The sequence below is a fragment of the Gulosibacter sediminis genome, from assembly GCF_014904065.1.
GTDB classification, from domain to species: domain Bacteria; phylum Actinomycetota; class Actinomycetes; order Actinomycetales; family Microbacteriaceae; genus Gulosibacter; species Gulosibacter sediminis.
The window spans coordinates 68,638-88,945 of record NZ_JACXJG010000009.1; the positions used below are offsets into that span (position 1 = coordinate 68,638).

Consider the following 20,308-nt stretch of genomic DNA (forward strand, 5'->3'; position numbering starts at 1 on the left):
TCCCTTCTAGCGAGGGAGGACGCTGCCAATTGCCGGCGCCAGTGCTTCGCCTCGGCGTCAGGCGTTAGCTCAGGCCAGCGCGGTCCAGGTCTGCGTCACGAAGACCAGACCGACGAGGAACAACACAATGCCGCCAGCAAGGAAGGCGATGCCACTGCGGCGAACGGCGTGCAGGTCGGCATTCGAATAGCGCGCGACGTGCGAGGAGGCGCCCGGCGAGTCGGAGGTGACATCCGCATCCAACCAGCGCGGCGAATCCTCGAAGCCGGCGGGCACCTGCTCGGGGCCTTCGTAGTCAACGGCCTCCGAGTATCCGGGCTCCTGGGCGCGCGGCGGCGCGGGCTTCCGAGCGAGTCGAGCGGCGCCGATGACGATGAGCGCGACGCNACCGATGGTGACAGCTACGGCAACAACAACGGCAACAACTTGCAACGCGAGCAGAAGAGAAAACGTCATAGATTCCTAGAGCTTGCTATCGGGCACGCTAAACGTATCGCACGAGCCAACACCCTGCTCGTAGCCCGTGATCAGCCAATTCACGCGCTGTTCGCTCGTGCCGTGGGTGAACGCCTCGGGCTGAACTTCCATGCCCTGCTGCTCCATGATGTGGTCGTCACCGATCGCCTCGGCGGCCGAAATGGTGGTCTCAATCTCGGCACGCGTCGGTGCCTCGAGGATCGCATTGCCGTCGGCGTCGGTCTGCGAGGCGGCCTCGCCCATCCAGGCGCCGGCGTAGCAGTCGGCCTGCAACTCGATGCGCACCTGGCCACCGTTGTCGCCGGTGTCGCGCTGGCGGTCGGCGGTGAGGGCACCGGCTAGGTTCTGGATGTGGTGGCCCCACTCGTGCGCGAGCACGTACATCTCCGACAGCGGTCCGCCCGAGGCACCGAACTGCTCGGTGAGGATGTCAAAGAACGAGGTGTCCATATAGATGGACTGGTCGGTCGGGCAGTAGAACGGCCCAACGGCGTTCGACGCGGTGCCGCACGACGACGAGGTCTGCCCCTCGTAGAGAATCACGGTCGGGTCGACGTAGTCGCGAATGCCGACCTCCGAGGATGCGTCGGCCCAGTACGCCTCGAGCGTCACGGCAGCGCCCTCAACGCGGCAGTCTCGCTGCGCATTCGCCTCGGCGCCGGTGCAGACGAGGTCTTCGTCACTGGCCGACTGCTGCTGCTCGGTGCCGGCCCCGCCGAAGAACTGCGTCAGGTCAACACCGAACAGCTGCGTCGACAGCAGCCCGAGTATAAGCACGACGACACCACCGCCACCCACGGCAGCGGTGGTGCCCCCTCGACGCTTGCGAACATTGCCAGAATCGAGATTTGAGTTCTCGTTGAACGTCATGTCGCTACAGTAACCCGCCCACGCGAGGCAGGCGACCACTCACGAGGCTAGCGGCGCGAGCCTCGCTTCATGCGGTAAATGTCGCGCTCATCCTTCGGCTCCTCGCCCGAGGCGCGAAGCTGCTCGTAGTAGGCGTTCGCCTCTTCCTGGCGCTTCTCCTCGCGGTCATCCTCGATGATCTTCGCGCGCAGCTGCGCGTCGGTGTAGCCGAACGAGCTCACGAGGTCCTGCGCGAGCGGGCGCAGGCGCACGATGAGGCGGTCGATGTACGAGGTGACGAGGCGTGCACGCTTCGCGGTGAGACGACCGGCGAGCAGGTACCACTGCAGGTCGCGCTCGATGAGGCGAAGGCCGAAGAGGTCGCGCAGCCAGGTCATGACGCGCTGCGTCTCCGAGCCCTCCGCAAAGTCCGACAGCTTGCGGGTGAACGCATCCCACTGCGTGAGCTCGGCGTAGGCGCGAGCCGCGTCGATGAGCTTGCTCTGGTTCGCGTTGAACACGGCGTTCTGCTCTTCAGCCGAGGCCTTCGCGACCTTGCCGATCTCCATACCGATCTCGGCGATCGCCTCTTCAACTCGCGCCTCGAGCAGGCCTCGCTGGTTCTCGGGCTCGCGCAGCCAGCCCACTGAACGCGCCGACTGACCGAGGTCGCCGACGTTGCCGCCGAGGCGGGCAAGGCCGATCTCGCGGAACGCCTTGCCGGCGAACTGCGTGGCGACGATGCGTGCCTGGCCGCGCGCATCCACGCCCTTGAACTTTGCGGCGAAGTCGTCGAGCAGGCGCTTGCCAACGAGCTGGTGCAGCACCGTGTTGTCGCCCTCGAACGTCGTGTAGACGTCGAAGTCGTGGTGCAAGCCGACGATGCGGTTCTCCATGAGGAAGCCGGCGCCACCGCAGGCCTCACGGGTGTCCTGCAACGTGTCCATCGCCTGCCAGGTCGACAGCGGCTTCAGCGCGGCGGCGAGCGTCTCGAGGTCGGCGCGACGCTCGGGAGTGTCGCCCTTGCCCGAGAACACGGCGTCGAACTCGCGCAGCAGTTCGTCGTGCGCGAAGGTGGCGGCGAACGCGGTAGCGATACGGGGAATCAGGCGGCGCTGGTGGCGACCGTAGTCGAGCAGCACGGTCTCGCGGCCCGACTTCGTGTTGTCGAACTGTCGGCGCTGGTTCGCGTAGGTCACGGCAATCTGCAGCGCAGCCTGCTGCGCGATGGTCGAGGCGCCGTCGAGCGAGACGCGGCCCTGCACGAGCGTGCCGGTCATGACGAAGAAGCGGCGACCGGGCGACTCGATCGGCGAGGTGTAGTTGCCCTCCTCGTCGACGTTGCCGTAGCGGTTGAGCAGGTAGTCGCGGGGAATCCGCACATGGTCGAAGTGCAGGCGGCCGTTGTCGATGCCGTTGAGGCCACCCTTCTCGGCGTCGTCGTCGCCGCCGACGCCAGGCAGGAACTCGCCCGCGTCGTCGCGAATCGGCACGTAGAACGCGTGCACGCCGTGGTTGACGCCCTTCGTGATGAGCTGCGCGAACACGACCGCGGCGATGCCGTGCTTCGCAGCGTTGCCGAGGTAGTCCTTCCACGCGTTGCGGAATGGGGTGTTGATGACCCACTCCTGGGTCGCCTCGTCGTACGTGGCGGTGGTGTCGAGGCCGGCGACATTCGAGCCGTGTCCCGACTCGGTCATGGCGAACGCACCGGGAATGCGCATCTCGATGACGTCGGGCAGCCAACGCTTGTGGTGCACCTCGGTGCCGAGGTGCATGATCGCCGAGCCGAACAGACCGAACTGCACGCCGGTCTTGATCTGCAGCGACGGGTCGGCGAGGGTGAGCTGCTCGAACGCCGCCAGGTTGCCGCCGTGGTTGTTGCCACCGCCGACGCTCTCGGGAAACGCGAGCTTCGGGGTGCCAAAGGCGACGAGCTTGTGCGACTGCTCGAGCACACGCTCGCGGTGTTCCGCCATGCTCAGGCTGTCGTCGCGCCAGAAGTCTGGGGTCGCCGACACCTTGCGACCGAGCGCACGCTGCTCGGGCCAGGTGCCCATGATGGCGGTGAAAATCGCTTCGCGGTCGATGCCGGATGTTCCGGTTGCGACCTCGAGGTCGTGGTCAAGATCTTCGAGGTGCTGGTCAGTCATGTGTCACCTTTTCTCTGCCGCTGCGGGATGCAAGTGGCTGTCGCGACAGTGCAACAGCGCACGTGTTCCCCACGCTAAGACAGCGCCGGAAGCGACCGCCCGCGGCCTGCGCCCTCGACACAATGGGGCGACGCGACCCCGCGCCTGACTTGGCGCAACCCCACAAACCTGAGGGTGCATCCTGTTCGCTCACGCACAAGGATGCACCCGGTCAGGCTACGAGCGCAGGGCGTCGGCGAGCTTCACCCGCTTGCCGGTGCGCAGCACCGAATTGCGGTAGATGCGCCCCGCGAGCCAGATCACGACGACGACGAACACCACCATGACGGCGGTGGCCGCGAGCGGCTCCCACCACGCGGCGTTGCCTTGCAGAATGCGCAGCGGCATCGCCACCGGCGACGACACGGGAATGTATGACAGCCAGGTCATGAGGGTGTCGTTCTGGAACCCGAGGATTGGCCCGATATACGGAATCATGAGCAGGTAGGTGAGCGGCGCGGTGACGCTCGCGACGTCCTCGGGGCGCGACACGGTCGCCGAGAGCGCGGCGTACATGCTCGCGTAGAACATGAAGCCGAGCAGCGTGAGTACCGCGAACCAGACGAGCGAGACACCGATGTCGGGCACCTGCCCCAGTTGGCCGGCGACCGCGAGGCAGACGAGCGCGGCCGCGACGATGACGATGACCTGCACCATCGCGAGCACGGTGCCGCCGACGATCTTGCCGGCGAGAATCGTGCCCGGCTTCACGGTCGACACGAGCAGCTCGACGATGCGCGAGGCCTTCTCTTCGACGATCGACTGCGAGAGCCGCTGCGCGTAGAGCATGATCGCGAGGAAGAATACGAGGCCATAACCGAGGGCGACGAACATCATCATGAACTGCGGAATCTGCTGCTGGTCGAACTCGAGCGAGCCAGTGAGCGGCGACAGTGTGAGGCTCTGCGCGAGCGAGTCGGGCACTGAGTCGTTGCCAACGACGACGTAGCTCGGGGTGTTCGCAACGGTCTCGGGCGAAATGACCTTGCCGTCCTCCGCGTGCAGCTCGAGGCCCTCCGCGTCGGCACCCGACAGCACCAGCGCATCCAGCTCGCCCGACTCGAGCTGGGCGACGGCGTCATCGACCGTGTCGATGCGCACGAGGTCGCCCGCGATCGCATCGGCGGGCAGCGCCGACTCGGGCAGGGTCGTGCCGATCTGCTGGTCTTCGCCGTTGCCTCCGGCAATCGCCGACATGACGTCGCCGAGGAACCGGCCGCCGAGCAGCACGACCGCGATGATCGCCACGATCGAAGCAAGGCCCCACCACATGGCCTTCGCGCGCACGGCGGTCGAGATCTCGCGACCGGCGACGAGGCGCACGCCCTCCATGACACTGATGGTGCGTGGGGATGTGTTCTGCTGCGTCATTAGCGCACCTCCCGGAAGATCTGAGTGAGTCGGGTGAGTTCGCGCTGGAAGCGGCGCACTTCGCCTCGCTGAACGCCCTCGCGCAGCAGCTCCTGCGCCCGGGTCGCGGCGGCCTGTTCATCGGCGGCGAGGATGCGAATGACCTGGCCCTCGCCGAGCGCGTCGACGAGTTCGACGTCGGGATGCGCGGCCAGCCACGTGACGTCGTCGACGTCGATGCGGTAGAGGCCCTGCGAGTGCTGCTCCTGCAACTGGCGCCGCGAGCCGGTCGCCTTGATCTCGCCCTCGGAAATAATCACGAGCTCGTCGCTGAGTCGCTCGACCACGTCGAGCTGGTGCGAGGAGAACAGCACGGGCACGCCGTTCGCGGCCTCCTCCTGCAGCACCGTGAGCACCGCATCGACCGCGACCGGGTCGAGGCCCGAGAACGGCTCGTCGAGCATGAGGAACTCGGGCGAGTGCACGAGCGCGACGCACACCTGCGCGCGCTGCTGATTGCCGAGCGAGAGCGACTCGACGTTGTCGTTCGCGCGCTCGTGCAGGTTGAGCCGCTCCAGCAACTCGTCGGCGCGACGCTTCGCGGCGCCCTGACCAACGCCGTGGAGGCGGGCGAAATAGACGATCTGCTCGCGTACCTTCATCTTCGGATACAGGCCACGCTCCTCGGGCATGTAGCCGAAGCGCGCCCGATCGGCGTCGTTGATCGGCTTGCCGTCGAGCAGCACGCGACCCTCGCGGGGCTTGAGTAGCCCGAGGATGGTGCGCATCGTCGTGGTCTTACCTGCGCCGTTCGCGCCAACAAAGCCCGTCAGATGGCCGTCGGACACCGAGAAACTGACGTCCTTGAGCACCTGCCGATCGCCGTACCAATGACTTACGTGTTGGACTTCGAGCATCATGCTCCCCCAAGATTCGACTGCGGAAAGGTCGTACTCGAAGCTACGGAAGTCGTGTAACAGCCCCCTGGGCGGCGGTACGGACGGCGTCGACGATGTCCTCCGGCGTCGCGAACTTCGAGATCGCCGCGGCGACCCCGCGGCTCGTCGCCACGTCGACGATGTCGGCGTCGTGCTTGCCGGTGAGCAGCAGCACCACGGGCCGGTAGCTCTCGACGCGCGTGAGTGCCTCCAGCGCATCCATCATGGTCGTGCCATCGGCGAACTTCGCGGCGACGCACACCACGTCGGGTCGCTGTTCGTTAGCCAGCCGCATGAGGTCGTCAACGGTTTCGCCCTGCCCCACGACATCGATGTCGGCCGGGGCATCAAGAATGAGCGAAAAGCCAGCACGAACCAACAGGTGCGGCTCCACCACGACGACGCTTGTCGACGACATAGCCACCTCCCCTTCGGCGCCGGAGCGCGGTTGCTTTGCCCGAACGGTACCTACCCCCGGTAACGCGCACCTTGAGCCGCGGCAAATTACAGGTGTGTATTCCTGTTCCCCACGCCCATCAGGTCAGGCGACCCTTAGAATTACTTGAAGAGGTGCCCCATGAAGAACATCAGTACGCGTCTGCTCATGACGTGCGCCGCCATTGGCGTCGCCGGCGGTGTCCTATTCACCGCCCATGCCTGGCTTGGGCTCATCACGGTGAACACGGTGCCGTTCGTCTACGGCCTCACGATGGGCCTCTATTTCTTGCCTGGGGCGCTCGCCCAGTCGCTGTTCCACCGGCCCGGCATCGCGCTGCTCACAACGGCGCTCTCGGGTCTCGTCGCGAGCCCGTTCCAGCCCATCTTCTTCATGGCGTTCCTCACGAGCCTCATGATCGGCGTGGTGCAGGAGATCCCGTTCCTCGTCACCCGCTACCGCATCTGGCGGCCGTGGCTCTTCGTGGTGAGCGGCGTGCTCAGCGCGGGTATCACGGCGGGCGCGGCCTTCGGCATCCTCGGCGGCGAGGACTACGGCACAGCCGGCACGATCCTCATCGTCGGCTGCTTCCTCATCTCGCCGCTCGTGTTCACGATGATCGGCGTCTGGCTCGCGGGCGCGCTCGACCGCGCCGGCGTCGCGCGCGGCNCTGCAGCAGGACGAGCGCCGACAGCGGTGACCGCCCCGCTGCTGCGTTGCGACCAGCTCTCCGTCACTCACCGCGACGCCGCGCGGCCCACGCCGGCCAGCGTGAACTTCGAGGTCGCCACGGGCGAGGCGCTGCTCGTGCTCGGCCCCTCGGGCAGCGGCAAGTCAACGCTCGCGCTCGCGCTGAACGGCCTCGTGCCGAAGAGCGTGTGGGCGGATGTGTCGGGTCGCGTCGAGCTTGGCGGTCGCGACCTCGTCGAGTTGCGGCTCGCCGACGCGAGCGCGCACATCGCGATGGTGTTTCAGGATGCCGACGCGCAGATCGTCGCGGGCACCGTCTATGACGAGGTCGCCTTCGGGCCCGAGAATCTCTGCGTGCCCGTCGACGAGATCGAGCGCCGCGTCGAGGCCGCCCTGCGGGCCGTGCGCCTCTGGGATCGCCGCGACGACGCCCCCGAGGTGCTCTCGGGCGGCGGGCGCCAGCGGCTCGCGATCGCCGCGGCAATCGCGCAGGGCTCGCCCTGCATCGTGCTCGATGAGCCCACCGCGAACCTCGACCCGCGCTCGGCCGCCGAAGTCTACGACGTGCTCGGTGAGTTGCTCGCGCGCGGTGACGTCGGCATCGTGCTCGTCGAGCACAACCTCGATCAGGCGCTGCGCATCGCCACCCGGGTGCTCGTGCTTGACCACGAGGGGCGCGTCGCCGTCACGGGCTCGCCGCGCGAGGTGCTCGTCGACCACGCCCACGTGCTCGCCGAGCTCGGCGTCTGGCTGCCCGTCGCGACGCAGATCGGCGCGCGACTCTGGGGCGCGGGCGTGCACTTCGACGAGCTGCCGCTGACGATCGACGAGCTTCGCCGCACACTCACGGTCACGTCCGCGCTGCCCGAGGTTGCCGAGCGCCCGTCACCGGCCCCCGCCGACGCTCCCGAAGCCATCGGCGCCCGCGGGCTCTTCGGCCAGCTGTCGTTCTCGCTGCCCGCCGCATCCTTCACCGCGCTCGTTGGGCCGAACGGCGCCGGCAAGTCGNGCACGCGCTCACGGGCATCACTCCCCCGGGCCGCGGGCACGTGTTCGTCGGCGGCGACGACCTCACTCGGCTGCCCGAGCGCGAGCTGCGCGACCGCATCGGCATCGTCTTCCAGAACCCCGAACAGCAGTTTCTGACGGGGCGGGTTTGGGACGAGCTCGCGCTCGAGCTGCGCAGCCGCGGGCTCGACGAGGCCGAGGTTGAGGCGCGGGTTCGCGCATCCCTCGAGCGCTTCGACCTCACGGCGCACGCAGAGCAGCATCCGTTCGTGCTCTCGGGCGGGCAGAAGCGCCGGCTCTCGGTCGCGACGGCGCTCGTGTCGGGCGCGAGCACCCTCGTGCTCGACGAGCCGACGTTCGGGCAGGACGAGGCGCGCGCCGCCGAACTTGTCGGCATGCTGCGCGAGCTTGTCGCCGGGGGCACCACGGTGCTCATCGCGACGCACGATCTGCAACTCGCAGCCGAGGAGGCCGACCGGGTGCTCGTGCTCGACGACGCGCGGCTCGTCGCCGACGGCGCAACGCACGACGTCATCGCCTCGGGCGTGCTCGAGCGCGTCGGTCTCGGGCTGCCGCCGGTCGCTGCGGCATTCCGCGGTATCGCGGGCCCGCACGGCGCGATCACGCGCATGCGCGAGGTGCCCGGGCGCGAGGTGTGGCGATGACCGCCGAGCGGCAGCCGTTCCTGCACCGCATCCACCCGCTCAGCAAGTTCGTAGTCGCGCTCGTGCCCATGGTCGCGCTGTTCTTTGTCGACGGCTGGCACGTGCCGGCACTCGTCGGGGTGGTGGCGCTCGGCACGGTGCTCGTCGGCTCACGGATGCGCTGGCGCCAGCGCATNGCGCTCGTGGTCGGCCTGCCCGTGCTCGCGTTCATTCTCTCGATCACCCTCGGCGTCTGGGTGAACCCCGTGCTCGGCGAGGGCACGCCCGTGATCGCGCAGCTCGGCGAGTGGCAGTTCACGCTCGGCACGTGGGAGCACGGGCTTGCGAACTCGCTGCGCCTCATCGCCTTATTCGCGCTCGCGCTGCTCAGCGGCTCGTCGACTTCGGGCGACGACTTCGTGCGCGCGCTCGTGCAGCACCTGCACGTGCCCTATCGCTTCGGTTACGCGGGGCTCGCAGCGTTCCGCTTCGTGCCGCGGTTCCGCACCGAGCTCGAGAACATTCGCCGTGCGCACCGCGCCCGCGGCATGGTGTTCGGGCGCGGGCTCGGCGGCTGGTTTCGCCGGCAGCGCGCGTCGCTCGTGCCGCTGCTTGCCGCCTCGATGCGGCACGCCGACCGCGTGGCACTCGCCATGGATGCCCGCGGCTTCGGCTACGCCGCCACCCGCACCGAGCGCCACCCGCTGCGCATCGTCGCGACAGACTGGCTGTTTCTCGTCGTCGGGCTCGCCGTCTTTGCCGCGTGCTTCGTCGTTGGACTTGCCTAGCTACTGAGCAACGAGAAGGCGGGCGCCCCATCCGGACGCCCGCCTTCTTGTTCGTTAGCGCTCGCTACTCCGCGTGATTCCCACGACGGATGCGCATGAGCACGAGGCTTGCCGCGAGCAGCACGCCGCTCAGCGCGAGCAGCGGCACGATGCCGTCGACGCCAGTGGTGGCGAGGCCGTTGGTACCGGCTGCGGGAGTGCTGGTCGAACCCGCACCCGAAGTCGAACCGGAGCCATCCTGCGTTTCCGTAGCGACCGGCGTCTCCGAAGCACCAGGCTGCTCAGTCTCCTCCGGCCCAGTCGGCGTCGGGGTCGGGGTCGGGGTCNCAGGGGTCTCCCCGCCGCCGTTCTCGACCTCGCAGTCGAGCATGCCCGAGCGCAGGGCCTCCGGCTGCAGGCCGTCGGCGAACCACCAGACGGGGCGCTGGCCGTCGACGCAGAAGTCGATCGACGAGACGGCGAAGCCCTCGTTGTTCAGGTTCTCCATGCCGGTCGGTCGCTCGATGTGCACGACGTCGGGCGTGGTGGTGCCGTTCAGCGTGAGCTGCGCGAGGAGGCCGTTGTAGCCGTCGTCGGCCTCGACCCAGAGCACGCCGAGCGCCTCGTCGTAGTCGAGGCCCATGGCGCCGCCGATCTGCGGGTCGAGGTCGGCAACGAGCTCGGCCGAGCCGTCGGCGTTGAAGACGAAGGCGTAGACGTGGCCGTTATCTTCGAGCGCGACGAAGAATACGCCGTCGGCCACCGCGTTCGGGTAGTTCGCGGGGTCGTAGACGCCGGCGTCGCCGACGAGCTGGTCGCCCAGCGCGTCGTTCGAGACCCACTCGACGGCCTCGATGCCCACGTTCGCGTTCACGGCCGGGAGCAGCGCGGTGAGGTCCCACTCGTTCTGCGCGATCAGGTCGGGGCCGGCCTCGTTCGGATCGACGACGAGCACGCTGTTGTAGTTCACGCCCTTGTCGCTGTTGTCGCGCTCGGAGGCGACGTAGACCAGGCCGTCACCGTCGACCGTGATGCCCTCGGTGTCGGGGCCCGCGGCGTCGGGGTTGTCGGCGTCCTTGGCGTAGCGCACGCGCTTGCCGTCGGCCCAGCCATCCGCGACCGTCACGGTGCCGTCGGCCTGTGCGTCGGTCTTCCAGATGGTGCCGGTGCCGTTGTCGACGGCCCAGAGCGCGCCGTCAGCGAAGTCGAGGCCCGAGGAGTCCTCGAGGAACGTCGGGTCGGTGTCCTGCACCGTCACGTCCTGGCTACCGGGCCAGGCGATGACGTCGGGGATGCCGGCGCACTTGTTGCGCTCGCCCGGGGTGGGCTCGCTCGTGACGCCGTAGTCGCCGGTCGCGTCGGGGCAGCGGCCCCAGGTCTCGGCGGCGTGCTCGGTCCACGCGGTCTGCTCGACGACGGTGTCACCGTCGACGATGCGCACCTCGTCGCTGCCGCCGAGGCCGAAGCCGAAGTCGCTCTCGGTGAGCACGAGGTAGTCGTTCGCCTCGATGACAGTGCCGGCGGCGATCGTGGAGTCGCGGTCGTTGCTGTCCATCACGCCGAGGCCCGACACGTCGAGGGGCTCGTCGAGCGGGTTGTACAGCTCGATCCAGTCGTCGCCGCCCGCGGCGTCAGACGACTCGACCTCGTTGAGCACAACCGGGTTGCCGCACGAGTTCGCCTCGTCCTTCGTCGCCACCGCGACGTCGACGAAGTCGCCGGTGCCATCCGGGCAGCGCGCGAGCACACCATCCGCGTGCTCGGCGTAGCTGTGCTCGGCGACCGTCTGGCCAGCCGCATCGCGGATCGTCACGGTGTCGCCATTGCCGAGGCCGAAGGTGAAGNGCTCGCCGCCGTCGAAGACGAAGAACTCGCCCGACTGCAGCGTCGTGCCGTCGGCCAGCGGGGTGACGTCGGCCGCGTGGCCGATCGGGTCGTTGTCCATGAGCGTCCAGCCCGAGATGTCGATCGCGGTGTCGCCGGTGTTCACGATCTCGGCCCAGTCGGTGACGTCGCCGTTCGACTCGATCTCGTTGATCGCGACGCTCGGTGCGACGCCCTCGTTCGCGGCGCCCGGGGTAGCGTAGCTCAGCGCGAAGTTGCCCGTCGCATCCGGGTAGCGCGACCACGTCGCGGCGGTCTCGTCGCCGTCGATGGCCGGGTGTTCCGTCCAGCTGTAGTTCTGAATGAGCGTACCGGCGGCGTCGTAGACGCGGATGCTGTCGCCCGAGCCGATGCCAATGGCGGCCTCGAACGTGCCGNGCACGTAGGTGTCGGTCGCGTCGTCGAAGTACTCACCCTCGGTCGCCGCGTCGACGACGAGGTACTCGCCCGGCGCGATCGAGGTGCCGGCGGGGAAGCGCCAGCGGTGGTCGTCGGAGTTGTCGCGAATCTCGTAGCCCGAGATGTCGAGCGCCTCGTCGCCGGGGTTCGTGAACTCGACCCAGTCGGCGGGCGACGAGTCGATCTCGTTGAGGATGAGCTCGGCCGGGGTCGGCTCGACCTCGACGGGCTCNCAGTTGTTCGCGGCGCCGAGGGTCACCTCGGTGCCGGGGGCCCAGGCGCCCGTGCCGTCTTCGCAGCGCGACCAGTCGGCGAGCGGGGCGGTGTTCTCGTAGTCGAGGCGGTCGATCTCGGCGCCCGAGGCGTCCTTGAGCACGACCGAGTCGCCCTTGCCGAGGCCGAAGGTGAAGNCGACGTCGGCGTTGAGCACGAGGTACTCACCAGGCGCGAGGCTGCCGCTGAGGTCGCCCTCGCCCGGGCGGTCCTTGTCGTCGTGCACGCTCCAGCCGGCGAGGTCGACAGCGGCCGAGCCCGCGTTGAACAGCTCGATCGCGTCTTCGCGGCCCGAGACGTCGTCGTAGACGACCTCGTTGATGACGACGCCGCTGAAGTTGTTCGCGGCGCCCTTCGTCGGCACCGCGGTCTCGGCNGAAGTCGCCGGCGGCGTTCACGCCGTAGCTCACCTCGGCGTGGCCGTCCCAGCTCTGCTCGGTGACGAGGGTCGTGCCGTCGGGCGCGAACAGGCGCACGCTGTCGGTGCCGCCGAGGCCGAAGTCGAAGTCACCGGCGCCGTCGTTGAGCTCGTCGAACACGAGGTAGCCACCCGCGGCGACGACGGTGCCGGCAGGAATCACGAAGGTGTGGTCGTCGTCCGAGTCGCGCAGGATGTAGCCCGAGAGGTCGACCTCGCTGTCGGCCGGGTTGAACAGCTCGATCCAGTCGCCGGGGTTGCCCCCGCTCGACTCGACTTCGTTGATGACAATGTTGTTTTCGACCGGCGCAGCCAGGGCGATCGAGGGCGCGGCCATGAGGCCGGCGCAGCCGATCGTCGCAGCAGCGAGCAGCGAAAGCGGGCGACGAGCGCGCATACATACTCCTGGGGCAGGGGGCGGGGGTGGAACCCAGCTACCCAATCCCGCCCACCTAAGCGGCAGGTGTCGCCTCAGTGAACGCGAGGCAAACCCGCCGCTGCGCGCGCGTTAGAGCTGGGCAAATTCGTCGAGTTCGCGGCCACCCGGCGACGCGGGCTGCACGTGCGCCTCGACGCCAGCCTCCTCGAGCATGGCGCGCATCCGGTCGCGGTGCGACGGCGTGACGAGCGTGATGACGGTGCCGCTCGCCTCTGCCCGGCCCGTGCGACCGGCGCGGTGCACGTAGGTCTTGTGGCCGATCGGCGGGTCGAACTGCACGACGAGGCGAATGTCGTCGACGTGAATGCCGCGCGCGGCAACGTCGNCGCGACGAGCACGTCGACCTTGCCCGACTGGAACTTGTCGAGGTTCGCGGTGCGCTCCTCCTGCGTGAGGTCGCCGTGCAGCGCGAGCGAGGTCACGCCGTGCTCGGCAAAGGCCTCAACGAGCCGGTCGGCGCCGAGCTTCGTGCGCACGAACACAAGCACGCGGCCGCCCGAGCCGGCGAGCTGCGCCGCCACCGCATCCTTGTCGTCGCGGCGCACGGTGAGGATGCGGTGGTCGATCGCCGCTCGGTCGTCGGCGACCTCGTAGACGGCCGGGTTCGGCAGGTAGCGCTCGACCAGGCCGCGCACCTGGCTGTCGAGCGTGGCCGAGAAGAGCATCCGCTGGCCCGAGGGGCGGGTGCGGAACAGGATGCTGTTGACCTGCTCGATGAAGCCCATGTCGCTCATGATGTCGGCCTCGTCGAGCACCGTGATGACGACCTGGCTGAGGTCGAGGGTGCCGCGGTCGGCAAGGTCATTGATGCGCCCCGGCGTGCCAATGACGATGTCGACGCCGCGCTTGAGGCCCTCGCGCTGACGCGCCGCGGGCACGCCACCGTAGAGCTGGGTCGTGAAGAAGCCGATCGCGCGGGCGAAGGGCTGAATGGTGCGGTCGATCTGCAGCGCGAGCTCGCGGGTCGGCGCGAGCACGAGCGCCTGCGGGGCGCGGCCCTCAACCCGACCGCGCTTGCCGCGCAGCAGGAACAGTCGCTCGACGAGCGCAGCGCCAAACGCGATGGTCTTGCCCGAACCCGTGCGGCCGCGGCCGAGCACGNTGCGGCCGGCCAGCGCATCTGGAATCGTCGCCACCTGCAGCGGGTAGGGCGTCTCGGCGCCCTGCTTCGCGAGCTCGCGGATAATGCGCGGCCCAAGCCCGAGGTCGGCAAACGTCACACCCTCAGCCTCGGCGGCCGTGATGGTCGTGGCGGGCAGGGGCGCGTAGACCTCGTCGGTCTTGAGCCGCGGGGCGCGCCGCTCGGGCGCCTCGCGCTTCGGCTCAGCCTTCTCGGCCGGCGTCGGCGCGGGGCGCGCGGACGGCTCGGGCCGGTAGCGCTTGTTATTGAACTTGCCCGCGCCCTTTTTCTTGCGCGGGTCATAGTTCGAGGGGGCCTTGTAGCCGCGGGCCATCTGGCACCTCCTGGTTGCTGACTCCCCAGCCTAGCGAGCTACGCCAAACCGGCCTCCTGCAGCTTCTGCTCGTTGCGCTCGGCGCGGCGGTTGGCGCGCTTCTCGCGGCGGCCCTCGACGAGCACGTAAAGCGCGGGCAGCACGACGAGTGTGAGCAGCGTCGACGAGAGCAAGCCGCCGATCACGACCACCGCCATCGGCTGCGAGATGAAGCCGCCGTGGCCCGTGATGCCGAGCGCCATCGGGGTGAGGGCGAGGATCGTGGCGAGCGCGGTCATGACGATCGGGCGCACACGGCGCGTGGCGCCATCGAAGGTCGCCTCTCGCACGTCGTTGCCTCGGTTCCTGAACTGATTCACGAGGTCGATGAGCACGATCGCGTTCGTCACGACGATGCCGATGAGCATCAGCACGCCGATGAGCGAGGCCACGCCGAGCGGCAGACCTGTCGCGACCTGCAGCAGGATCGCGCCGGTCGCGGCGAATGGCACCGACACGAGCAGCAGCAGCGGCTGCAGCAGGCTCTTCAGCGTCGCCACCATGACGATGTAGACCACGAGAATCGCGGCGAGCATCGCGAGGCCGAGCTGCTGGAATGCCTGCTGCTGGTCGGCCGCGCTGCCGCCGAGCTCGGCGGTCGCGCCGCCCGGCAGCTCGATGTCGTCGATCGCCTCAGTGATCGCGCTGCTCATGCCGCCGAGGTCGTCGCTCTCGCTCACGATGGTGAGGTCGGTGTAGGGCGTGCTCGACTCGGCCGTGATCGACACGGGGCCGTCAGTGACCTCGACGTCGGCGAGATCACTCAGCGGCACGACGCCGGTGCCGGTCTGGATGTCGAGCTCGCGCAGCTCGTCGANCGCTCACGGGCGGCTTCTCGTCGCCGACGAAGTAGACCTGCAGCGAGCTGCCGTCGATCATGATCGAGCCAGCGGGCACTGGCTGAAGCGCCTGCATCACCTGCCCGCCGATCGCGACCTCGTTGAGGCCAGCCTCGGCCGCTGCGGTCTGGTCGATGTTGAGCTCGATAAACGGACGGGTCTCGTCGATGCCGGTGTTCACCTGCTGCACTCCCTCGACGCCCTCGACCGCGGGAGTTACGGCATCGACGGCCTCGCGCAGCGCGTCGGCGTCGGGCGCGCTGACGCGAACGGTGACGTCGGTGCTAAAGCCGGCGCTCGCACCGATCTCAACGTCGCCGAGGTCGTCGCGGCCCTCGACCTCGTCGCGCAGCTGCGACTGAATCGCGTCGGCGTCGGCCTCGGGGTCGGTCGTGATCGACCAGGTGATGGTGTTCGAGCCGCCGCCCGTGAACATCGAGATGAGGTCGCCGCCGCCGTAGCTCACCTGCACGATGTCGATGCCCTCGGTGTCGTCAAGCACGCTCTCGAGGCGCTCGGCGTACGCCGTCTTCGCGTCGAGCGAGGCGTTGACGCCGACCTCCTGCGACATCTGGAAGGTGTTCTGCCCGGCCGAGCCGAGGAAGTTCGTCTTCATGAGCGGAATGAGCGCGATCGTGCCGGCGAGCACGACAACGGCGCCGACGAGCACCCAGCCCGGGCGCACGATGATGCGACGTAGCAGCGGCTCGTAGAACTTCTGCAGCCAGTTGCGCGGCTCGTCGGCCTCCGCATCCACCGCGTGCGCGCCGTGCGTCTCGACCTCCGACGCGCGCACCTTCGAGCCGCCCATGAACCAGTACGCGAGCACGGGCACGATCGTGAGCGAGACGAACAGCGAAGCGAGTAGCGCGACCGCGCTCGTCAAGCCGAATGGCCGAAACAGTTCGCCGGTGACGTCGCCGACGANAGATCACGGGCAGGAACACGGCAACGGTCACGAGCGTCGACGCCGTGATCGCCATGCCGACCTCGCGCACCGCCTCGGTGATGACCTTGACGCGCTCGCCGCCGCGCAGGGCAGCCGACGGATTCATCGTGAGGTGTCGGCGGATGTTTTCGACCACCACGATCGAGTCGTCAACGACACGACCGATCGCGATCGTCAGCGCGCCGAGCGTGAGCACGTTGAGCGAGTAGTCGAGGAAGTAGAGGGCGATGAACGTGACGAGCAGCGACGTCGGAATCGAGATCGCGGTGATCAGTGTCGCGCGCACCGAGAAGAGGAAGAAGAAGATGACGAGCACGGCGAAGGCGAGGCCGAGCAGTCCCTCGGTGACAAGCGTGTCGATCGACTGCTGGATGAACGGGGCCTGGTCGAGCGCGACGGTCACGGTGACGTCGTCGCCGAGCGCCGCCTCGATTTCTGGCAGCACTGAAGCGACGGCCTGCGACACTTCGACGGTGTTCGCCGAGGGGCGCTTCGTGACCGACACGGTGAGCGCATCCTCACCGTTGACGCGCGAGATCGAGGTGATCGGTGCGTAGTCCTGCTCGACGTCGGCGACGTCGCCAAGGGTCACGACGGTGGGGGTCGCGGCCGGCGCCGTCGGGTCCTGCTGGGTAGTCGCATCCGCCGACACCGGCATCGGGATCTCGCGGAGCTCGTCGACCGACGCGAGCAGATCGCCTGCCTGCACCGTCAGCGTCTCGTCGCCCTCGGTGATCGTGCCAGCGGGTACGAGTACGCCGGCGTCGTCGAGGGTGTCGGTGATGTCCTGCAGCGACAGGCCGTTCGCCGCGAGCGCCTCCTGGTCGGGCGCGATCGTGATGCGCTCGGCGCGGTCGCCCGAGACGTCGGCGGCGCGCACGCCGTCCAGGCCGCGCAACTCGGGCACGGCGAGTTGCTCGACGCGCTCGGCAAGCTGCGTCGGGTCGCCGCCCGTGAAGGCGAGCTGCACGACGGGAAGGTCGTCGATCGAGCCCGAAAGCACGCTCCAGTCGGCGTCTTCGGGCAGCTGCGCGTCGATGCGGTTGAGGGCCTGCTGGATGCGTTGCTCGGCATAGACAATGTCGGTGCCGAACTCGAAGCTGGCCGAGACAACCGACTGGCCGTCGCTCGACGTCGTCGTCGTCGAGTCGAGGCCCTGCAGGCCCTGCAGCGCCGACTCGATCGGCTGCGAGACGTCCTCGTCGACGATCTCGGGCGAGGCACCCTGGTAGCTCGTCACCACAGAGACCTGCGGGAGCGAGATCGAGGGGATCAGCTCCTGCTTCAGGTTCGTCATGAGGAGCGCGCCGAAGATCGCGATCGACACGGTGATGAGAGCGATGAGGGCGCGGTTGGCGAGACTGAGCTTGGCAAGGGCGTGCACGAGTGCAAGTTTTTCACACTTGGGCAAACATCGGGGCGGTTCGCTAGCCTCACGCCGTGGACGATTCTTATCAGTACGGCCTACTGCCCCTCGACGCGCCCGATGACGACCCGCGCTGGCGCCAGTACCTCGACGTGTTCCGCCTCACCCTGCTCGACGAACCGGCGGGCGACGCGCAGCTCGCGTTTTTCCGTCGCAACCGCCGCGCCGACGACGCCCGGCTTGCGATGATCACGACACGCACGCACGTCGGTGACACCGTCGTGGGCGGCTGCTCGTCGATCGTCGGCCGCTACAACGCGGGCGCCGAGGACGCGGCGACGCTCGTCATCAACACCATCGGCGTCAACCCCGCGCACCGCCGCCGCGGCCTGCTGCGCGAACTCATGACGCAGCAGCTGCAGCAGGCGAAGGCCGACGGCATTCCGTTCGCGACGCTCTCGGCGAGCGAGGCGACGATCTACGGCCGCTTCGGCTTCGCGCCGAGCACCCGCATCGGCGAGGTGACGATCGACGTCAACAAGTTCAAGCTGCGGCCCACCGCCCCGGTAGCCGCGGGCCAGGTCGAGTGGATCGAGCCTGGCTTCCTTGCCGAGCACGTCGACCGCGTCACTGATGCTTTCCATGCCCGGCAGCTCGGCTCGGTCCGGCCGTACGCGCGCACGAAGATGGAGATCCTCGGCGAGTGGTCGGGCGAGGCGCAGGGCCCCGCGAAGAAGCTCCGGGCCGTCGCCCACTTCGACGAGTCGGGGCAGGTCGACGGCTTCGCGACCTTCGAGCACACGGGCTGGGAGCAGCCACGCCGAGTCAAGGTCTTCTCGCTGTTCGGCAGCACGCTCGGCGTCGAGCTCGCGCTCTGGCAGGCACTCGCGAGCATGGACCTCATCGGGCAGCTCGGCTTCTACACGCAGCCCGGTGACCCGCTGCCGCTCGCCCTCACCGACGAGCGGGCCATGGAGATTAAGGACTTCGGCGACTGGACCTGGTTGCGCATCCTCGACCTCCCCGCGGCCATCGCGGCGCGCTCGTTTGAGCGCGACGGCGAGGTGATCGTGCGCGTCGAAGACGGCCTCGGGCTCGCGGACGGCGTCTGGCATATCACGGTGCTCGGCGGGCGCGGCTCTGCGGTGACGACGGATGAGGCGCCGCACGTCGCGCTCGACATTGCCGAACTGGCGCGCATCTGGGAGTCGAACGACTCCCCCGTCGCGCTCGCACACGTCGGCCGCGTCGAGGGCGAGCCCGGCGCGATCCGCGACTTCGCGAGCCTCTTCTACCGCGCCGAACCGGTGCGCAACCTCACGGGCTACTAGGCCCGCGCATCCCACACCCGATTGGAGTCACCGTGACAAGCGAAACGTGGCAAGTAGATGGGCCCGAGTCGATCGACGTCGGCCTCGTGCGGCGTGTGCGCGCGAGCCTCATGGGCGGCAGCGTCAACGTCGTCGCCCACGACGACGCGAGCTGCCGGGTCGAGGTGGATGGGCTGACGGGTCGCGACCTCAAGGTCGAGCTCGACGGCGACACGCTCACGATCGACCACCCGCAACTCGACTGGCAGCAGTTCGGCACCTCGGTGCGCACGCTCGTCGACGGCCCGAGCGCGGAGGTCTACGTGCTCGTGCCACGGCGCTGCGACGTGAACGTCAAGGCCACCTCGGCCGAGGTGCTCGTCGCGGGCGTCGAGGGCGAGGTGTCGATCTCGACGGTGAGCGGCGAGCAGTTCGCCGACCAGACCGGCGGCACCCTCGCGCTGAGCTCGGTGTCGGGCAACGTCACCGCGCGCGAGCACGCCGGTCGCGTCGACGCGAAGACGACGACGGGCGACATCACGGTTTCGGGCACGCTGCTCGAGTACACGGGCAATACCGTCTCGGGTTCGGCGGTCGTCGACCTGCTCGACGCCGGCACCCGCCAGTTCACCCACAACACGGTGTCGGGCCGGGCCACGGTGCGACTCGCGGCGGGCACGAACCCGAGCTACAACATCCAGACCGTCACCGCGACGACGCACATCGGCGATGACACGATCGACCCGCTGCACGGTCGCCGGCACCGCGAGCAGGCGACCGGCGACGGCGACTCGCTCTTCCTGCGCCTCAACTCGGTCGCCGGTTCGATCACCGTCGTCGAGGCCGAGACCAACGAACCCGCCGCGAGCGCCGCACACCGCGTCGACGATTCCCCCGTCGATTTCAGCAACGCCCCCAAGGTGCAGCGCGTGAACGAGCCCGAGGCCCAGGCCGCGCGCGAGCCGAGATCCGAGGGCGAGCGGCCCGACGTCACAGGCTTCCGCACTGCGACCGGAACGGAGGAGTCATGACCCCGGTACTGCGAGACGACGAGCTGCGCCTCGTCACGCTGACGCTGTTGCACGAGCGGCCGCGCGAGTTCACCGAGCTGCGCGAGGCCCTGCGCGAGCGCCTCGGCGGCAACTACAACGTCGCGGGCTCGGTGCTGTCGCGGCTGCTGCACGACCTCGAGCGCGACGGCTCGGTAACGCCGAGCCACGGCGCGACGAAGCTGCTCTACGCGACCACGCTGCAGGGCGAGGCCGAGGTGCGGTCGCGGACTGACGAGGCAACACGCATCACCGGCGCCGCCGACTCAGTGCGGGCGCGAGCGGATGCGGTGCGCGCGTCTGCCGCCGAGGCGCGCGACACGCTGCGGGCCACGCTCACGCCCGCCCTCGAACGGGGCGAGCTCGCGCAGCGTCTCGACGCGGCGGCCCAGTCGTTCCGTCAGCAGCTCCGCGCCGCGGCACGCACGGCGGATGAGACGGGTCGTCTCACGCCCGAGCTGGTCGCACGCGTCGAGGCCGAGATTCTCGGGGCGCAGGCGCGCATCCGCGAGGAGCTCGCCGGCGCGTAACGTAGTGG

General features: G+C 68.8%; 16 protein-coding genes and 2 pseudogenes. 6 read left to right on the forward strand and 12 right to left on the reverse strand.

All coding sequences use genetic code 11. From position 1 onward, the window contains the following. Positions 1–462: 462 nt before the first annotated feature. The 5 genes from ypfJ to ID132_RS05005 all read right to left on the reverse strand — a co-directional run bounded on the left by ypfJ (position 463) and on the right by ID132_RS05005 (position 6,224). Entirely contained in the window at positions 463–1,347 is an 885-nt protein-coding gene (gene ypfJ, locus ID132_RS04985) for a KPN_02809 family neutral zinc metallopeptidase (RefSeq protein WP_125107606.1), read from the reverse strand. Positions 1,348–1,394: 47 nt separating this feature from the next. After that, positions 1,395–3,479: an acyl-CoA dehydrogenase family protein gene (locus ID132_RS04990; RefSeq protein ID WP_193128009.1), complete on the reverse strand. Its 2,085-nt coding sequence runs from the start codon at positions 3,477–3,479 to the stop codon at positions 1,395–1,397. A gap of 216 nt (positions 3,480–3,695) precedes the next feature. Then, entirely contained in the window at positions 3,696–4,889 is a 1,194-nt protein-coding gene (locus ID132_RS04995; protein ID WP_193128010.1) for an ABC transporter permease, read from the reverse strand. After that, on the reverse strand, positions 4,889–5,785 hold the full coding sequence (locus ID132_RS05000) for an ABC transporter ATP-binding protein (RefSeq protein ID WP_125108030.1): 897 nt from the start codon (positions 5,783–5,785) through the stop codon (positions 4,889–4,891). Before ID132_RS05000 ends, ID132_RS04995 begins: the two co-directional genes overlap by 1 nt. A 43-nt stretch (positions 5,786–5,828) precedes the next feature. Further along, positions 5,829–6,224: a response regulator gene (locus ID132_RS05005; protein WP_193128011.1), complete on the reverse strand. Its 396-nt coding sequence runs from the start codon at positions 6,222–6,224 to the stop codon at positions 5,829–5,831. Positions 6,225–6,410: 186 nt separating this feature from the next. Between ID132_RS05005 and ID132_RS14700 the strand changes: the two genes are divergently transcribed. The 3 genes from ID132_RS14700 to ID132_RS05020 are packed head-to-tail and all read left to right on the forward strand — an operon-like array spanning position 6,411 to position 9,372. Then, the gene (locus ID132_RS14700) at positions 6,411–8,078 is read left to right on the forward strand and encodes an ECF transporter S component (protein WP_459562443.1); all 1,668 of its coding nucleotides are present in this window, start codon (positions 6,411–6,413) and stop codon (positions 8,076–8,078) included. Next, positions 7,982–8,605 carry an energy-coupling factor ABC transporter ATP-binding protein gene (locus ID132_RS05015; protein WP_193128013.1) on the forward strand — a complete coding sequence of 208 codons (624 nt, stop codon included), beginning with the start codon at positions 7,982–7,984 and terminating at the stop codon, positions 8,603–8,605. The genes ID132_RS14700 and ID132_RS05015 overlap by 97 nt, the downstream gene beginning before the upstream one ends. Then, positions 8,602–9,372: an energy-coupling factor transporter transmembrane component T family protein gene (locus ID132_RS05020; RefSeq protein ID WP_193128014.1), complete on the forward strand. Its 771-nt coding sequence runs from the start codon at positions 8,602–8,604 to the stop codon at positions 9,370–9,372. Before ID132_RS05015 ends, ID132_RS05020 begins: the two co-directional genes overlap by 4 nt. A gap of 64 nt (positions 9,373–9,436) precedes the next feature. Here the strand turns inward: ID132_RS05020 and ID132_RS05025 are convergent, their stop codons facing one another. From ID132_RS05025 to ID132_RS14325, 7 genes and pseudogenes are all read right to left on the reverse strand, one after another. After that, entirely contained in the window at positions 9,437–11,539 is a 2,103-nt protein-coding gene (locus tag ID132_RS05025) for a lamin tail domain-containing protein (protein WP_459562444.1), read from the reverse strand. Continuing rightward, positions 11,531–12,187 (reverse strand): annotated as a pseudogene (locus ID132_RS15490) (lamin tail domain-containing protein); the annotation flags it as partial. The gene ID132_RS05025 and the pseudogene ID132_RS15490, both read right to left, overlap by 9 nt. Next, positions 12,072–12,722, reverse strand: a complete 651-nt coding sequence (locus tag ID132_RS15495) for a lamin tail domain-containing protein (RefSeq protein WP_328743686.1) — start codon at positions 12,720–12,722, stop codon at positions 12,072–12,074. The gene ID132_RS15495 and the pseudogene ID132_RS15490, both read right to left, overlap by 116 nt. Before the next feature lie 74 nt (positions 12,723–12,796). Further along, positions 12,797–14,218: a DEAD/DEAH box helicase gene (locus ID132_RS05030; RefSeq protein ID WP_235988310.1), complete on the reverse strand. Its 1,422-nt coding sequence runs from the start codon at positions 14,216–14,218 to the stop codon at positions 12,797–12,799. A 38-nt stretch (positions 14,219–14,256) separates the two neighbouring features. Continuing rightward, a complete protein-coding gene (locus tag ID132_RS14315) occupies positions 14,257–15,030 on the reverse strand; it encodes an efflux RND transporter permease subunit (protein ID WP_328743687.1) in 774 nt (257 codons plus the stop codon). After that, entirely contained in the window at positions 15,017–15,982 is a 966-nt protein-coding gene (locus ID132_RS14320; RefSeq protein WP_268898494.1) for an efflux RND transporter permease subunit, read from the reverse strand. Before ID132_RS14320 ends, ID132_RS14315 begins: the two co-directional genes overlap by 14 nt. A 103-nt stretch (positions 15,983–16,085) precedes the next feature. Further along, positions 16,086–17,429 (reverse strand): annotated as a pseudogene (locus tag ID132_RS14325) (efflux RND transporter permease subunit); the annotation flags it as partial. A 56-nt stretch (positions 17,430–17,485) separates the two neighbouring features. On the opposite strand from ID132_RS14325, the gene ID132_RS05040 reads away from it, so the two are divergent. The 3 genes from ID132_RS05040 to ID132_RS05050 are packed head-to-tail and all read left to right on the forward strand — an operon-like array spanning position 17,486 to position 20,300. Beyond that, positions 17,486–18,742 carry a GNAT family N-acetyltransferase gene (locus ID132_RS05040; RefSeq protein ID WP_193128016.1) on the forward strand — a complete coding sequence of 419 codons (1,257 nt, stop codon included), beginning with the start codon at positions 17,486–17,488 and terminating at the stop codon, positions 18,740–18,742. A 32-nt stretch (positions 18,743–18,774) separates the two neighbouring features. Continuing rightward, complete coding sequence (locus ID132_RS05045; RefSeq protein ID WP_193128017.1) at positions 18,775–19,752, forward strand: DUF4097 family beta strand repeat-containing protein; 978 nt, start codon at positions 18,775–18,777, stop codon at positions 19,750–19,752. After that, a complete protein-coding gene (locus ID132_RS05050; RefSeq protein WP_125107594.1) occupies positions 19,749–20,300 on the forward strand; it encodes a PadR family transcriptional regulator in 552 nt (183 codons plus the stop codon). The genes ID132_RS05045 and ID132_RS05050 overlap by 4 nt, the downstream gene beginning before the upstream one ends. Positions 20,301–20,308: the final 8 nt, after the last annotated feature.

What these genes read in the sequence shown, in the direction of transcription:
- ID132_RS05050 (WP_125107594.1), top strand. Translation starts at nt 19,749, where the DNA reads ATGACCCCGGTACTGCGAGACGACGAGCTGCGCCTCGTCACGCTGACG.
- ypfJ (WP_125107606.1), bottom strand. Translation starts at nt 1,347, where the DNA reads ATGACGTTCAACGAGAACTCAAATCTCGATTCTGGCAATGTTCGCAAG.
- ID132_RS05000 (WP_125108030.1), bottom strand. Translation starts at nt 5,785, where the DNA reads ATGCTCGAAGTCCAACACGTAAGTCATTGGTACGGCGATCGGCAGGTG.
- ID132_RS04995 (WP_193128010.1), bottom strand. Translation starts at nt 4,889, where the DNA reads ATGACGCAGCAGAACACATCCCCACGCACCATCAGTGTCATGGAGGGC.
- ID132_RS04990 (WP_193128009.1), bottom strand. Translation starts at nt 3,479, where the DNA reads ATGACTGACCAGCACCTCGAAGATCTTGACCACGACCTCGAGGTCGCA.
- ID132_RS05005 (WP_193128011.1), bottom strand. Translation starts at nt 6,224, where the DNA reads ATGTCGTCGACAAGCGTCGTCGTGGTGGAGCCGCACCTGTTGGTTCGT.